A 14719-nucleotide genomic window follows, 5' to 3' on the forward strand; every position below is an offset into this window, starting at 1 on the left:
GCGTCCAGCGCATTTATGGCGGCACGAATGAGATCATGAAACTGCTGATCGCGCGGAGCCTGTAGTGATGACTGAGGCGGCCATTGAGACGGTGTCAGGTCGAAGCTCGGTGCGAGCGCTCTCGGCATTGGCCGGGCTTGCGCCGCTGGCCGTTTCGCCTGTCGTCAATGGTGTCTTCGCGGTGGTGGACCAGAGTTTCCGCATCAGCGTATCGCTGGGCATGGAAGCGGCTATGGCGTTGGTAAACGCACAAGTGATTGTGAATTTGGTGTTTGTTTTGTTGGCCGCGTTGGCGACAGGTTGGGTCTTGTACAGGTCAGGCTCTGTCCGCTGGGGTGTCGCTGCACTGGGCATCGTCGGACTGATTGATGTCTGTGGGCAAGCCCTGAATCGTCTCCAAGCGTCCGGTCTGGCCGACGGGTTGTTTACTGGCGCTCAGGTCACCACAATATTCTTCGCATTCGGTGCGCCCGTGATTGTCCTTGTCGCGGTGGTCCTTCTCGGCGCCTGGCTTTGTCGGCTCAAGGGAGCTCGCTGATGTACACGCCGAAACACTTCCGCATCGATGACCAGGCCTCGCTCTCTGCGTTGATGCGGGCCTATGATTTCGCCATCGTGCTGGTGCCCGGTGAGCCGGATCTGGCGGCGACGCATATCCCGCTCAAGCTCGACGATGGCCGCCAGATGCTGATCGGCCATGTCGCCCAGGCCAATCCGATTGCCCAGGCGATCCGCGACGGCAAGGAAGCTGTGGCGATCTTCTCCGGACCGCACGCCTATGTGTCGCCGACCTGGTATTCCGACCCCAATAACAACGTGCCGACCTGGAACTACATGGCGGTGCATGCTTTCGGGCATTTCATCCCGCTCGAAGGCGAGGCAGCGGAACGCTCGCTCTCGGCGCAGATCGCCGATTTCGAATCCGATTGGCGCATCACCAATATCGAGCTCGGCCAGCGCGTCCGGCTCGAATCCGCCATCCAGGCCTTCGAGTTCAAGATTGTCCGCCTCGAGGGCAAGGCCAAGCTGTCGCAGAACAAGCCGGCCAAGGAACGCTTGCTGATCGCCAAGGCGCTGGAAGCGCGTGGCGAACAGGCCGTGGCACATCACATGACCGAAGTGGGGGCGGAGGAATGAGCATATCCGCGCCCGTTACCCCATCGACGCGGATTCCATCCGCGCCACTTCCCCGGCCCGCCGTGGAAGAAAAAGCCCAGAAACCAAGTCGATAAAGCATTCAACCCGAAAACGGGAAAGGACGTAAAATGACCGAAGCTTACATCTACGACGCCGTTCGCACGCCGCGCGGCAAGAAGAAGAACGGGGCGCTCAACGCGATCACCTCGCTTCAGCTCGCGACCCAGCAGCTGCAGGCGATCCGTGATCGCAACGGGCTCGACACATCCCTCGTTGACGATGTCATCATGGGCTGCGTCTCGCCGGTTGGTGAGCAGGGTTCCGACATTGCGCGCTCTGCCGTGATCAATGCCGGCTATGCCGAGACGACGGCCGGCTACCAGATCAACCGCTTCTGTGCTTCGGGCCTGGAAGCGGTCAATGTCGCCGCCGCCAAGGTGATGTGCGGCGAGGCCGATTTCGCCATCGGTTCCGGCGTTGAATCCATGAGCCGCGTGCCGATGGGCAGTGATGGCGGTGCCATGGGCGTCGATCCTGAAATGAGCTTTGACCACTATATCGTGCCGCAGGGCATTTCCGCCGACCTGATCGCCACCAAGTACGGCTTCAGCCGTGATGATGTCGATGCCTATGCGATGGAAAGCCAGCGCCGCACCGCCCAGTCCTGGGCTGAAGGCCGGTTCAAGAAATCCATCGTGCCGGTCAAGGACCAGCTCGGCCTCACCATTCTCGACAAGGACGAGCACATGCGTCCGGGCACCGACATGCAGGCGCTCGGCAGCCTGAAATCGGCCTTCAAGGACATGTCCGATTTCGTCGGTTTTGAAGCCGTGGCGCTGCAGCGCTATCCCGAGATCGAATACCTCAACTGGGTCCATACCGGCGGCAATTCCTCGGGCATCGTCGACGGTGCCTCGGCCATTCTGGTCGGCTCGAAAGAAGCCGGCATCAAGGCTGGCCTCAAGCCTCGCGCCCGTATCCGTTCGATGGCCTCGATCGGTTCCGAGCCAACCATCATGCTGACCGGTCCGGTTGCCGTCACCGCCAAGGCTTTGAAGAAAGCCGGCATGTCGTCCAAGGATATCGATCTGTGGGAGCTCAACGAGGCTTTCGCTGCCGTCGTGCTTCGCCTGATGCAGGCCTATGAAATCCCGCACGACATCATGAACGTCAATGGCGGCTCGATCGCTATGGGTCACCCGCTCGGTGCCACCGGTGCAATGATTCTCGGCACGCTGCTCGACGAGCTCGAGCGCACCGACAAGGAAACCGGCCTCGCCACGCTCTGCGTCGGCGGCGGCATGGGCACCGCCACCATCATTGAACGCGTCTAATCGGATCGATCAGGAGATATTTGAGATGAAAAACTTCACATTCGAGATCGACGCCGACGGTATTGCTCTCATCACCTTCGACAGCCCCGGCAAGTCGATGAATGTCATTTCCGCCGACGTCATGACGGACTTCGATACGCTGACCGCCAAGATCGCCTCTGACGACAAGGTCAAGGGTGCGGTCATCACCTCCGGCAAGGATGCGTTCTGTGCCGGTGCAGACCTGTCCGAACTGGGCGGGTCTGCCGCCGAGCTGGCCAAGCTTCCCGAAGACGAGATGAAGGCCAAGCTGTTCGAGCAATGCTTCCGTCTCAACAAAACCTTCCGGGCGCTGGAAACCTGCGGCAAGCCGGTCGCGGCTGCGATCAATGGCCTCGCTCTTGGCGGTGGTTTCGAGATCGCACTCGCCTGTCATTACCGCGTCATGCCGTCGGATAATTCCAAGGCCAAGCTGGGCCTGCCCGAAGCCATGATCGGTGTCCTGCCCGGCGGTGGCGGCACCCAGCGCCTGCCGCGCCTTGTGGGTCTGATGAATGCCGCACCGATCCTGCTGCAAGGCAAGCAGATCGACGCCAATACGGCCCTGGCCCAGGGCATTGTCCACGCCGTCGTGCCAATGGCCGATCTGGTCGCCAAGGCCAAGGAATTGGTCAAGGAAAACAAGCTCGATTCCAAACAGCCCTGGGATGCCGACAAGTTCCGCTTCCCCGGTGGTGGCCCCTACCATCCAGCCGGTGCGCAAATGTTCGGCGCCGCCAGCCCGATGCTGCGCAAGACCACTTATGGCAATTACCCGGCCCAGCGTTACATCCTGTCCTGCGTCTATGAAGGCGCCCAGGTCTCGATGGATGAGGCGATCAAGATTGAGAGCCGCTATTTCACCAAGCTGATGCTGCGGCCTGAAAGCCGCAATATGATCCGCTCGATCTTCCTGTCCAAACAGGCGCTCGACAAGGGTGGCCGCCGTCCGGCCAGCCAGACGAAGGGCGAGATCAAGAAGGTCGGCGTCATTGGTGCCGGCTTCATGGGTGCCGGCATTGCCACGGTTTCGGTCCAGGCCGGGATCGAGATTGTCCTGATCGACGCCACGCAAGAGGGTGCCGAGAAGGGCAAGCAGCATGCGATGGATTATTTTGCCGGCGGCGTGAAGCGCGGCAAGGTCACCCAGGAAAAGGCCGACAAGCTGGCCGGCATGATCACCCCGACCACCGATTACAACCTGCTGAAGGATGTCGATCTGGTCGTCGAGGCCGTGTTCGAGAATTCCGAACTCAAGCACAAGATCACCAAGATGGCCGAGGATGTCATTCCTGAAGGCGCCGTGTTCGGCTCCAACACCTCCTCCATTCCGATCACTTCGCTGGCCACTGCCTCCAAGCGGCCTGACCAGTATATCGGCATCCACTTCTTCTCGCCGGTCGAGAAGATGAATCTGGTCGAGATCATCATGGGCGAGAAGACGGGCGATTATGCGCTCTCGCGCGCGATCGATTTTGTCACCCGGATCAAGAAGACCCCGATCGTCGTCGCCGATACGCGTGGCTTCTACGCCAATCGGTGCGTGATGCGCTTCATCGGCGAGGGCATGAACATGCTCGCCGAAGGCATCAAGCCGGCCCTGATCGAAAATGCGACCAAGATGGCCGGCATGCCGGTTGGTCCGCTTTCCCTGCAGGACGAGGTTGCCCTCGATCTTGGCGTGAAGCTGATCAAGCAGACCAAGGCCGATCTCGGGGCTGACTACAAGCCATCCCCGACCGAGCCGATCCTGTTCAAGATGGTCGAGGAATATGAGCGCTTTGGCCGCAAGAACGGCAAGGGCTTCTACGATTATCCGTCTGAAAAGGGCCAGCCCAAGCGTCTTTGGCCTGAGCTGGAGCAATTCGCTCCGGGCGGCAAATACGCGGAAGACCAGCCTTCGGCCGACGAGGTCAAGGATCGTATCCTCTACACCCAGGCGCTCGAAGCGGCGCGCTGTATGGAAGAGGGTATTGTCCAGGATCCACGCGAAGCCGATGTCGGCTCCATCCTCGGCTGGGGTTTCGCCCCCTATACCGGCGGCGCCCTGAGCTTCATCGACACGGTGGGGGCAGCCGCCTTCGTCAAGCGTGCCGATGAGCTTCAGAAGGCCTATGGCGACCAGTTCGCCGTGCCGGCCCTGCTGCGTGAAATGGCCAAGAAGGGTGAGACCTTCTACGGCCGCTTCGGCGGAGAAGCTGCCGCCGCCTGATTGGCTGCGACACACTGAGTAACAAGAGGCCGGTCCGGGACATCCGGGCCGGCCTTCCTGTGTCCGCGCACGGCGCGCTGCGCGCGCGTAAACGTCTGGTTAATCAAATATGACAAGCGCGCCGCCGCAGAAGGTTGAGAGTGCTGTTCCTGACTGATGTGAGTCTCTGAACTGGACGCCCGCATGACACGATCTGATCGTATGACCTGGCAGTGCTCCGCACGCTATGTGGCGCTGGCCTCCTGGGCCCTGGCGGCAGCCTTGACCGCCGGCATGGGCTGGCAGGCCTGGATGGCGGTCCGGGATACGAGCGGTGCTGCGCGGTACGAGAGCGGTGAGTTCGACACCACAATTACCTCGACATCGCTGCAGGCCGCCGCGCGGATCGTCGCCGGCAAGAATCGCAATGTGAACTAGCCGGCACCGCCGCGCGACCCCGGCCGGTCCAATCCGGTCACCTTGCCGCACAATGAGCGCATGCCCGCGCTTGTGCCCCGCGCCGCAAGCGTACAGACTCCTGAAAACGCAAGGGAGTCCCCCATGAGCTATACGCTGATCGGCACCGCCGTTTCGCTCTATACCGGCAAGGCACGCGGTTATCTGCGCTGGAAGAATGTGCCCTTCCGCGAACAGCTCTCGACGGCCCAGACCTATAAGTCCGTGATCCTGCCGCGCGTCGGCTGGCCGGTGGTGCCTGTGCTGATCCATCACGACGGCAGCGAGCACGGCACGGTCGTGCAGGACACGACCGAGATCATCGACTATGTCGAAGCGCACGAGCCGGGACCTTCGGTCTATCCGGACGGGCCGGTTCAGAAGCTGGCGGCGCTGATCCTGGAACTGTTCGGCGACGAATGGCTGGTGATTCCGGCGATGCATTACCGCTGGGCCTATAATCGCGATTTCGCGCAGGCTGAATTCGGCGCGACATCCTTCCCGGACCTGTCGCCGGACGAGCAGAAGGCGGCCGTGCAGAAGTCCGTGGACTTCTTCTCCGGTGCCCTGCCTGTGCTCGGCATCTGCCCCGAAAGCGTCCCGGCCGTGGAGGGCGCCTTCGAGGCTTTCCTTGCGGCCTTCGAAGCGCATCTGGAACAGCACCCATTCCTGTTCGGCAGCCGGCCATCGATTGGCGATTACGGTTTTCTCGGTCCGCTCTATGCGCATTTGCTGCGCGACCCGGCCTCGGGCGAGATCATGGAACGTCTCGCGCCGCGCGTCGCCGATTGGGCCCGGCGCGCGCATGCACCGCAACATGCGCTGACCGGTGACTTCCTCGAAAACGACGAGCTTCCGCCGACGCTGATGCCGATGCTGGAAATGTTCGCGGCGCAGCAATTGCCGGTCCTGTTCGACACCGCTGAAGTGCTGGCGGAATGGTCGGGCACCAATCCGGATGCTATTGAATTGCCGCGTATATTCGGCTTCAACAAGGCAATGATCGGGCATGGCGACAACCGGGTTGAAACCGACCGGGCCATCATTCCCTATCCGCTCTGGATGCTGCAGCGCGTGACCGATCATCTCGCCTCCCTGGAGGGTGCTGACCGCAAGAGGGCGGAGGAAATGCTGCGCAGCATTGGTGCAGCAAAATTGATCGGCTTTCAGCTGCCACTGAGGCTCGCGCGGGAGAATTTCAAGCTCGTGCGGGGGTGAAGCCTGCTTGATCCTGGCGGGACAATGCCGCATGGCTTTGCCTCGCTTTATCGTTTGGGGGAATAATGGACCGGATCGACGCCTTGCGGCTTTTCTCTTCCGTCGCCGAGCTGGGCAGTTTCACCCAGGCCGCCGAGCGCGAAGGCATTACACCCGGTGCAGCCTCCAAACAGATCACGGCGCTGGAGACACGGCTGCAGGCGCGCCTGTTCGAGCGCACCACGCGATCCGTGCGGCTGACCGAGGCGGGCGCCGCCCTGCTCGACCGGGTACGGCCCTGGCTGGGGGAATATGATGCTCTGGAAGAGGGCGTTGCCGATGCGCGTTCGGCGCCGGCCGGTCTGCTGCGGGTGACGGCATCGGTCGATTTCGGGGCGCGGCAACTGATGCGCCCCATCGCCGACTTCATGGCTGAATGGCCGGGCGTCGAGGTGCGGCTCTCGCTGGTCGACCGCATGGTCGATCTGGTCGAGGAGGGTTTCGATGTCGGGGTGCGGATCGGCAATCTCGAGGACAGCGCCCTGATCGCGCGCCGGCTGGCGCCGGCCTGCATGGCCCTGGTCGCATCGCCCGCCTATATCGCCGCGCGCGGCGCGCCGGAACACCCGTCCGATCTGGCGGTCCACGACGTCATCATCGATCGCAACAAGCCGGCGCCGCAACAGCTCAAATTCACCCGCGGCGAGGAGGCGGTCGAGGTGCGCGTCTCCGGTCGGCTGACCCTCAATGGCGCCAGCGCCGCGATCGAAGCCGCCGCTGCCGGCGTCGGTATCGCCTGTTCGCCGCGCTATGCCGCCGAGGCCGCCCTGGCCGATGGACGTGTCGTACCGCTCATGCCCGACTGGGAGCCGGACCATCGCAATCTGTGGGCCGTCTTCCCTTCGAGCCGCTATCTCACCCACCGGGTCCGTCTGTTTGTGGATCATCTCGCCGGGCACTTCACAGACAGCATTTGACGCTGTGGACAAGTCTGTCGACAAGCCTGTGGAGTGCTGGTGGTAAACTGCCTCCTGATGTGACGCACCCGCATTCCTGATGTGACGCACCCGCATTCCTGATTCTGCCCAGTGCCGCTTCGTGATATATGGGCGTCCAAGGCAGTTGTGGTTCCCGGGGGAAATCGATGAAACATGTGATGGTAATCGCGCTCGTCTGTGCCGGTTTGACGGCGTGTGCGACCACGGATGCCGGTCCGGGCCTTGCTGGCGGGCTTGCCAGCAGCGCGTTCGATTATGGGCCCTCCCGCGCCGCGCGCCCGACCGATACCCGCTTTGGCTATCGCCTCGCCGGCGAGCAATGGAATGGCCGCATGGTGTTTGAATCGGTTGGCGGTGAAGCCCGGGTCGATTTCACGCTTCATGGCGCGGGGCCCGAGTCCGCCCGCGCCGAATTGCTGATCTCCATGCCCTATCTGGACGGCGGTGTGCGGCGCTATGACGGGGTGACGGGCGAAGGACGCCCGGTCGAGGTGGAGCTGCAGGCCGGGCCGTGCCGGACCCGTGATGGCGGCACCGACCCCTATTTCGCCACCGTGCGGGTCGGCGGCAATGAAATGCGCGGCTGTGCTCTGGAAACCGCGCCGGTTGATCGCTGGTCGAACTATCTCGCAGCCTATCTGCCGGCGATCGATGCCTGCCTGGCGGAAATGGCCGGCGATGCCGATCATGTCTCGCTGGCCTACACCCTGTCCGGCGGTGCGACCGGCATCCGTCTGGTCGATCATGACGGTGGCAGCTGGGAGTGCGCCACGCGTGAGAATGGCAACCGGGTCAATTCGCTGCGCCCGATCGATGCGGCCGACGTCGTGTTCGGCGAGGGCGATCCGATCTTCGTGCGCTCGATCATGCCGGCCGCCGCCATGAGTTGCTATGTGTTTGAATCCGTTCGCGACGCCGATGGCCGGCTGATCGGCGCCCTGGGCTATGACAGTTGTGATGGCGGTCCGGGCGGACGTGTTGGCTGACCGGGGGGCGCAGCGGCGGCCCCGGCACTTAACCCGGCCTTAACGCGAAGCGGTCGAGGGCAGGGATATGCGCGCTCTGATCTATCTCTGCCTGGCCCTTTTGATTGCCTCTCCCGCCCATGCCGAACTGCGCGATCTGCGCGCCAGGCTGGCCGGCCAGGAGGGCATGGTCTGGATTGCCTTTGACGGGCAACCGACCCTGTTGCGCAGGGAGGTGACGGCTGGTGGCCTTGATCTCGTCATCGAGGGGATCAGTCTTCAGCCGCGCCAGATCACACCGCACCAGCGCGACCTGGTCTCCGCCATCGTGATCGAACCGACCGAACATGGTGCCCGTATTCGTTTGCAGGGCGCACAGGCCTGGACTGGCAGCGAGGCTGAATTGCGCCAGGGTGGTGTGCTGGTGAGGGTGCATCTGACCGAGGGCGAGGCTTCGATCTCGCCAGCCATGCCCGCTGCCACCTATCCTTCAAGCAATCCGGACTGGCGCCCGACACCGGCTCCGGCCGCGCCGGCTCAGCCGGCCCGATCCGCCTCACCTGCCGCGCCAGCACCTTTGACCGTGGCGCCACCCGCCACGCCAGAACCGTCTCACTCCGTTCCCGCGGCACCGGCGCGAGCCAGTTCAATGCCGGCCCAGGCCGGGGCCACGGCGACGGCTGCCCTGCCAGCCGAGCTGGCCGCCTGCGCTGCCGCTGCCGCGGCTGTCGAGGCCAATCCGTGGGATGATGGTCCGCTGATGCAGCACGCGCGCTGCCTCGGCCGCGCCGGGGATTCGGCGTCGGCGATCCGGATCTACGAACAGATCCTCGCCTTCGAACCCGAGAATGTCACCGCTGCACTGGCGCTCGCCGATCTGCGTCTGCAGCAAGGTGATCGCGAGGCTGCACGGGCGCTCTATCTGCGCGCTGCCAGTCATGCGACCAGTGATTCCGAAGCGCTGCGGGCGCGCAGCCAGGCGGCGGCGCTGCAGCCGGACTGAGGCGCCGAACAGGGAAAATTCCATGACCGATCTCGAACATGCCGGCCGCGTCCTCGTGATCGCCGGTTCCGACAGTGGCGGCGGCGCCGGAATCCAGGCCGATATCAAGGCGATTGCGGCGATAGGCGGTTATGCCACCACCGCGATTACCGCCATCACGGCCCAGAACACGCTGGGCGTCAGTGCCGTGCATCCCGTACCTGTCGAGACTGTCATCGCTCAGATGACCGCCGTGCTCGACGATATCGGTACCGATGCGATCAAGACCGGAATGCTGGTCAATGAAGCCATTGTCCTCGCCGTTGCCGACATGATCGAACAACGCGCGCCGGGCCGCCCCTTCGTGCTCGACCCGGTGATGGTCGCCACCTCCGGCGATGCCCTGCTCGATGCCGGCGCCGAGGCGGCGATCCGCGACCGGCTTCTGCCGCTTGCCATGCTGGTCACCCCCAATATTGCCGAAGCTGAACGCCTGGCCGGTGGCAAGATCGAGGACATTGACGGCCAGATCGGTGCCGCCGAAGCCCTGATCGAAATGGGCGCCCGCGCGGCGCTGGTCAAAGGCGGCCACGTCCCCGGCACGGTCGCGCGCGACGTGCTGGTCTCGTCGCGCGGCATGGAGATCATTGAGCGGCCCAGGATCGAGACCCGTCATACGCACGGCACCGGCTGTACCCTGGCCTCGGCCATCGCGGCCCTGCTGGCACGCGGCTTTTCGCTTTCCGACGCCGTCAAGCATGCCGGTGACTATCTCTATGAAGCGATTTCGCGCGCGCCGGGCTTCGGTGCCGGGCATGGTCCCGTCGACCATATGTGGATGATCCGGGAATAGCCTGCGCGACTAGACGGGCGGCGGGACAGCTTTCTTGCGTGCCAGCCAGACCCCGGCGAGGATGATCGCGAGGGCCAGCAATGCGTTCCATCCCACGGTCTCGCCGATCAGCAACCCGGTCGCGACCGCGGCGATCGGGGTCATGTAATTGACCGTCGCCAGGAAGCTTGGCCCGGCCGTGCGGGCAATCTGCATCAACAGGCCCGAGGCCAGCGCCGTCGGTCCGAGCGCCAGCCACAACACATTCATCCAGGCCGAGACCGGTGCCGGTTGCATATGCGCCAGATCCCAGACACCGAAGGGCAGGGCCAGTACCGCTCCCATGATCAGCATGCCGGCGCCCGAGAGTGAGGGCGATGTGTCTGGCAGAAGGCGGGCCAGCACGGCATTGATGCCGTAACAGACCGCCGCGCCGAGCACGGCCAGCTGGGCGACCAGTCCGGCCCCGCCCAATCCGCGCAGCGCCACCGGGCCAAGCAGTACGACTACACCGGCAAAGCCGATCAGGAAACCGGCCAGGCGCCGGGCATTCATCTGTTCACCGGGCACGAAAACATGGGCCAGGGCGATTGTCGTCAGCGGCATGGTGGCGACGAGGATGCCGGTCAGGGCGCTGTCGATCGTCTGCTGGCCCCAGCTGATCAAAAAGAAGGGCAGGGTATTGCCGAACAGGCCCAGCGCGGCAAACCAGAGCCAGCGCTTGTCATTGAGTGGCGGCAGGCGGTGGCCGCGGGCATAGGTCCACATCGTCAAAAGTGCGGCGGCAACGGCGATGCGCACAAAGATCAGGGCAGCGGGCGAAAAACTGAGCACGGCATGCTTGATGAAGGCATAGGCCGAGCCCCAGAGCAGGGTCAGCACGAGCAGCAGGGCCCAGTCGCGCAGGGTCGGGTGATGCGGGAGGTGGGTCAAATCAGAGCTCGGCCTTCAGGGCGGCTACAAGCCGGGCGAGATCGGCCGCGTCATTGTAGAGATGCGGCGTCACGCGCAGCCGGTCGCCGCGCTGCGAGACGAAGACCTGGTGGGCGGCCAGGCGTTTCACCAGATCGGCCGGCGCGCCATCGGGCAGGGCGAGGCAGAGATAGTGCGGCGCGCGCTGCGGTGTTGCATCGCGCAGACCCAGAGGGGCCACGGCCTCGGCGATCTCGGCCGTACGTACGCCCAGCGTTGCCGAAATCTCGGACGGACCCCAGTCGAGCAGATGCTGCAGGCAGACATTCGCCGCCGGCACCAGCTGGAAGGCCGAACGCTCGCCCATGTCGAAACGGCGCGCGCCGGGGGCGTATTCATCGGCATAATCGACCAGGCGCGCGAAATCCTCGGCCCGGTCGCGCACGATCCAGTTCTCCTCCAGCGGTTCGCCCTGCTGGTGTTGCGGCGCGACATAGAGAGCGCCGATCGAATAGGGACCGAGCATCCATTTGTAACAGGCGGCGACGGCGAAATCGGGCTGGATGGCCGCCATCTCGAAGGGCAGTACGCCGAGCGACTGGGTCAGGTCGAGCACCAGGGCCGCGCCCTGGCGACGCGCGGCATCGCTGATCGCGGCGAGGTCGAGCTGACCGCCATCGGCCCAGTGGACCTGGGGGCAGGCAACGATCGAAGTCGCCGTACCGATCGCCGCGAGCATGGCTTCGGTCCAGCTTTGATTGTCCCGGCGGGCGACGGTGCGAACGCGGGCGCCATACTGCTTCGCCAGGCCCTGCCAGACATAGATGTTCGACGGGAATTGCGCGTCGAGGACAAGAATTTCCGTACGGGCGTCCGGGGCCAGGTTGCGTGCCGCAGTGGCGAGGCCATAGGAGGCGGCCGGCACGATGGCGAGGTCGTTGCGGCTGGCTCCAAACAGGGGCGCGGCGCGGCGGCGAAATGTTTCGGGTGCATCGAAGAAATCGGCCTGGATATCGAGCGTCCAGGGCCGGGTCTTGCGCGCATAGCTGATCGCCCCGGCGCCCGAGGCCGCAAGCGGCATCGGACCCATATAGGCGGCATTGAAATAGGCGACCTCGCGCGGCAGGTCGAACAGGGCGCGCTGTGATACGATCATGCAAAGCCTCTTGCCCCGCTGCGCGCAGGGCGTCAACGTGTCGCCAACCTTCCCGCCGCCCCCTGATCTGGAGATACAAGTGGCCGATTCCATGACAGCAGCAGTCGATACCCCCAATTCCAAACCCATGATCCGTCCGGCCGATCCGCGCTTTTCCTGTGGACCGGTGAAGAAGCATCCGGGCTGGACCTGGGAAGGGCTGTCCGACGCTCCGCTGTCACGCACCCACCGCGCCGGCCAGGCGGTGGCGCGGATCAAGGAATCGATCGACCGCACCCATGCGCTGCTGGACCTGCCCGAGGGTTACAAGGTCGGTATCCTGCCCGGTTCCGATACCGGCGCGATGGAAGCGGCAATGTGGTCGCTGCTCGGCCAGCGCGGCGTTGACGTGTTCGGCTGGGATGTGTTCGGCAAGCGCTGGATTCTCGATGCCCGCGACGAGCTGCCGCTTGAGGATTTGCGGATATTCGAGACCCGGGCGGGGCAATTGCCCGATCTCGGCCAGCATGACGGCAAGCGTGACACGGTCTTCACGATGAACGGCACGGCGGCCGGCGTCTGGGTGCCCGATCTCGACTGGATCGATCCGGATCGCGAGGGGCTGACCCTTTGCGATGCGACCTCGGCGGCCTTTGCGGCCGAAATCGACTGGTCGAAGATCGATGTTCTCACCTTCTCCTGGCAGAAATGCCTCGGTGGTGAAGCGCAGCACGGCATGCTGGTGATGAGCCCGCGCGCCATCGAACGGCTCAACACCTTCAAACCCGCCTGGCCCATTCCGGGCCTGTTGCAGCTGCACGCCGGCGGCAAGGCCAATATGGCGATCTATGAGGGCTCGACCCTCAACACGCCGTCACTGATGTGTGTCGAGGATTATCTCTCGGCCCTGAAATGGGCCTCGCGCATTGGCGGCCTGCCGGAACTGATCCGCCGGCGTGAGGAAAACTTTGCGGTTCTCGATGCCTGGGTGCGTCAGTCCGACTGGATGGCCTATCTGTGTGAGGACGAGGCCGCCCGCTCGCCGATCTCCGTGACGCTGAAATACACCGATCCACGCGTGGCCGTGATGGATGCCGAGGGGCAATGGGCGCTGACCAAGCGGATCACCAGCCTGCTGGAACGGGAAAATGCGGCGCTGGACATCTCGATGCACCGCCAGTCCGTCCCCGGAATCCGTATCTGGTGCGGGCCGACGGTCGAGCGTGACGATTTGGCCGCACTCGGTCCCTGGCTCGACTGGGCGTGGCGTGAGGCGCTGGACGCGGCCTGATGGTCGCGCTATCCGTTGGCCGACAGGGGTCTGGTGGCAGGCCACAGCTTTAAAGGGGTGATCATGACACGTTTGATGATGGCGGCTGCCGCCACTGCATTGCTGGCCGGCGCGGCCCAGGCCGAGGATCGTGGCATGGAGTTCCGCCTTGGCGTGACCGCTCATGACCTTGCCGACCATGTCGAAGACGGGCCGAATGTGACCGCTGAACTCCTGTTCGCCTCACCGGATTTCCTGTCGGGCATCTGGTCGCCACGGCCCTATATCTATGGCTCTTTCAACACCAACGGGCTGACGAATTTCGGCGCTGCCGGCCTGGCCTGGAACATCCCGCTTTCGGATCGCTGGCATCTCGAGATCAAGGAAGGCCTGTCCTATAATGACGGCGTGGTCGATATCGACCAGAACTCGCCGCCGAACGATCCGAACCGGATCCGTCTGGCGACGACGCGGGCGTTGATGGGCAGCCACTACCTGTTCCACACCACGCTTGGCCTCGATTACGACGTCAATGAACGCTGGGCCATCGGCGCATATTACGAGCACATCTCCCACGGCCAGATCCTGGCATCGGGCCGTAACCAGGCGCTCGACAATGCCGGTGTCCGCCTGAGCTACCGTTTCGGGGGCTAGGGTCGTGCCTGTTTCGCCGGTCTTGCGGCTTTTGCTCGTCGCTGCCGGCGTGCTGGCCATCCTGCTGGCGGCAGTCTGGTTCTGGCTTGACGCCCAGTTTGATGAGCCCGGCGCGCGGCGCGTTCCCTCGATTGCGGGCGAGGTCGGTGCCCGATCCGTCCTCGCCGTGTTCGCCCATCCCGATGACGAGCAATCGGTCACCGGATTGCTGATCCGCGCGCAGACGCGTGATGGCGCCGTGACGCGGATGATCACGGCGACGCGCGGTGAGGCGGGAACGCCTTTGCCCCAGGTCAGCCGACCAGAGGAACTGGGGATTATCCGCCACGCCGAAGTGCTCAAGAATGGCTGGGCGCTCGGGCTCGAGGAACAGGAAGTCTGGGACTATCCCGATGGCGGTCTTTCGGACGCGGATTACGAGGTCTATGTCGGGCGCCTGATGGAGCGGATGCAGGCCTGGCAGCCGGATCTGATCGTCACCTTCTGGCCGGAAAGCGGCCTGTCCTGGCATCCTGATCACCGCACCGCCGGCCGCGCCGCGGGCCAGGCGGTCGGCGCAGGGGTTCGCCCGCGCCAGGCGCGGGGCGGCGATCTTGATCAGCGCGTCGGCCACGCCGGCGAGGGCCTTCTTGGCCGTG

16 protein-coding genes are annotated in these 14719 nt (G+C 64.2%); 14 read left to right on the forward strand and 2 right to left on the reverse strand.

Translation table 11 applies throughout. From position 1 onward, the window contains the following. The 11 genes from ACN0YF_RS11025 to thiD form a co-directional block, all read left to right on the forward strand. Positions 1-65 (forward strand): hypothetical protein (locus ACN0YF_RS11025; RefSeq protein ID WP_417494440.1); only part of this gene is annotated, 65 nt, incomplete at its 5' end. Positions 66-67: 2 nt separating this feature from the next. Continuing rightward, complete coding sequence (locus tag ACN0YF_RS11030) at positions 68-538, forward strand: hypothetical protein (protein ID WP_417494412.1); 471 nt, start codon at positions 68-70, stop codon at positions 536-538. After that, positions 538-1137 (forward strand): FMN-binding negative transcriptional regulator, encoded by a 600-nt coding sequence (locus ACN0YF_RS11035; protein WP_417494413.1) that lies wholly within the window; start codon positions 538-540, stop codon positions 1135-1137. Before ACN0YF_RS11030 ends, ACN0YF_RS11035 begins: the two co-directional genes overlap by 1 nt. 128 nt (positions 1138-1265) lie before the next feature. Further along, complete coding sequence (locus tag ACN0YF_RS11040) at positions 1266-2471, forward strand: acetyl-CoA C-acetyltransferase (protein ID WP_417494414.1); 1206 nt, start codon at positions 1266-1268, stop codon at positions 2469-2471. A 25-nt stretch (positions 2472-2496) separates the two neighbouring features. Next, positions 2497-4701 carry a 3-hydroxyacyl-CoA dehydrogenase NAD-binding domain-containing protein gene (locus ACN0YF_RS11045; RefSeq protein ID WP_417494415.1) on the forward strand — a complete coding sequence of 735 codons (2205 nt, stop codon included), beginning with the start codon at positions 2497-2499 and terminating at the stop codon, positions 4699-4701. A 183-nt stretch (positions 4702-4884) separates the two neighbouring features. Beyond that, complete coding sequence (locus tag ACN0YF_RS11050) at positions 4885-5118, forward strand: hypothetical protein (protein WP_417494416.1); 234 nt, start codon at positions 4885-4887, stop codon at positions 5116-5118. A 123-nt stretch (positions 5119-5241) separates the two neighbouring features. Then, positions 5242-6354 carry a glutathione S-transferase family protein gene (locus tag ACN0YF_RS11055; protein ID WP_417494417.1) on the forward strand — a complete coding sequence of 371 codons (1113 nt, stop codon included), beginning with the start codon at positions 5242-5244 and terminating at the stop codon, positions 6352-6354. Positions 6355-6419: 65 nt separating this feature from the next. Then, entirely contained in the window at positions 6420-7310 is an 891-nt protein-coding gene (locus tag ACN0YF_RS11060; RefSeq protein ID WP_417480995.1) for a LysR family transcriptional regulator, read from the forward strand. Positions 7311-7477: 167 nt separating this feature from the next. Beyond that, the gene (locus ACN0YF_RS11065) at positions 7478-8317 is read left to right on the forward strand and encodes a hypothetical protein (protein ID WP_417494418.1); all 840 of its coding nucleotides are present in this window, start codon (positions 7478-7480) and stop codon (positions 8315-8317) included. A gap of 67 nt (positions 8318-8384) precedes the next feature. Next, positions 8385-9299 (forward strand): tetratricopeptide repeat protein, encoded by a 915-nt coding sequence (locus ACN0YF_RS11070; RefSeq protein WP_417494419.1) that lies wholly within the window; start codon positions 8385-8387, stop codon positions 9297-9299. A gap of 22 nt (positions 9300-9321) precedes the next feature. After that, the gene (thiD, locus tag ACN0YF_RS11075) at positions 9322-10131 is read left to right on the forward strand and encodes a bifunctional hydroxymethylpyrimidine kinase/phosphomethylpyrimidine kinase (RefSeq protein WP_417494420.1); all 810 of its coding nucleotides are present in this window, start codon (positions 9322-9324) and stop codon (positions 10129-10131) included. A 9-nt stretch (positions 10132-10140) separates the two neighbouring features. Here the strand turns inward: thiD and ACN0YF_RS11080 are convergent, their stop codons facing one another. After that, positions 10141-11043: a DMT family transporter gene (locus ACN0YF_RS11080; RefSeq protein WP_417494421.1), complete on the reverse strand. Its 903-nt coding sequence runs from the start codon at positions 11041-11043 to the stop codon at positions 10141-10143. A gap of 1 nt (position 11044) precedes the next feature. Next, a complete protein-coding gene (locus ACN0YF_RS11085) occupies positions 11045-12178 on the reverse strand; it encodes an aminotransferase class V-fold PLP-dependent enzyme (RefSeq protein ID WP_417494422.1) in 1134 nt (377 codons plus the stop codon). 91 nt (positions 12179-12269) lie between these two features. On the opposite strand from ACN0YF_RS11085, the gene ACN0YF_RS11090 reads away from it, so the two are divergent. The 3 genes from ACN0YF_RS11090 to ACN0YF_RS11100 all read left to right on the forward strand — a co-directional run. Continuing rightward, a complete protein-coding gene (locus tag ACN0YF_RS11090) occupies positions 12270-13448 on the forward strand; it encodes a phosphoserine transaminase (RefSeq protein WP_417494423.1) in 1179 nt (392 codons plus the stop codon). Between the two features lie 63 nt (positions 13449-13511). Next, positions 13512-14081 (forward strand): acyloxyacyl hydrolase, encoded by a 570-nt coding sequence (locus ACN0YF_RS11095; protein ID WP_417481001.1) that lies wholly within the window; start codon positions 13512-13514, stop codon positions 14079-14081. 4 nt (positions 14082-14085) lie between these two features. Beyond that, positions 14086-14719, forward strand: a 634-nt coding sequence (locus ACN0YF_RS11100; RefSeq protein ID WP_417494424.1) for a PIG-L family deacetylase, incomplete at its 3' end; no start/stop codon positions are given.

Source organism: Maricaulis sp. (genome assembly GCF_048270265.1).
Lineage (GTDB): Bacteria > Pseudomonadota > Alphaproteobacteria > Caulobacterales > Maricaulaceae > Maricaulis.

Excerpts from the sequence above, each read along its gene's own strand:
- ACN0YF_RS11030 (WP_417494412.1), top strand. The coding sequence starts at position 68 with ATGACTGAGGCGGCCATTGAGACGGTGTCAGGTCGAAGCTCGGTGCGA.
- ACN0YF_RS11035 (WP_417494413.1), top strand. The coding sequence starts at position 538 with ATGTACACGCCGAAACACTTCCGCATCGATGACCAGGCCTCGCTCTCT.
- ACN0YF_RS11040 (WP_417494414.1), top strand. The coding sequence starts at position 1,266 with ATGACCGAAGCTTACATCTACGACGCCGTTCGCACGCCGCGCGGCAAG.
- ACN0YF_RS11045 (WP_417494415.1), top strand. The coding sequence starts at position 2,497 with ATGAAAAACTTCACATTCGAGATCGACGCCGACGGTATTGCTCTCATC.
- ACN0YF_RS11050 (WP_417494416.1), top strand. The coding sequence starts at position 4,885 with ATGACACGATCTGATCGTATGACCTGGCAGTGCTCCGCACGCTATGTG.
- ACN0YF_RS11055 (WP_417494417.1), top strand. The coding sequence starts at position 5,242 with ATGAGCTATACGCTGATCGGCACCGCCGTTTCGCTCTATACCGGCAAG.
- ACN0YF_RS11060 (WP_417480995.1), top strand. The coding sequence starts at position 6,420 with ATGGACCGGATCGACGCCTTGCGGCTTTTCTCTTCCGTCGCCGAGCTG.
- ACN0YF_RS11065 (WP_417494418.1), top strand. The coding sequence starts at position 7,478 with ATGAAACATGTGATGGTAATCGCGCTCGTCTGTGCCGGTTTGACGGCG.
- ACN0YF_RS11070 (WP_417494419.1), top strand. The coding sequence starts at position 8,385 with ATGCGCGCTCTGATCTATCTCTGCCTGGCCCTTTTGATTGCCTCTCCC.
- thiD (WP_417494420.1), top strand. The coding sequence starts at position 9,322 with ATGACCGATCTCGAACATGCCGGCCGCGTCCTCGTGATCGCCGGTTCC.
- ACN0YF_RS11085 (WP_417494422.1), bottom strand. The coding sequence starts at position 12,178 with ATGATCGTATCACAGCGCGCCCTGTTCGACCTGCCGCGCGAGGTCGCC.
- ACN0YF_RS11090 (WP_417494423.1), top strand. The coding sequence starts at position 12,270 with ATGACAGCAGCAGTCGATACCCCCAATTCCAAACCCATGATCCGTCCG.
- ACN0YF_RS11095 (WP_417481001.1), top strand. The coding sequence starts at position 13,512 with ATGACACGTTTGATGATGGCGGCTGCCGCCACTGCATTGCTGGCCGGC.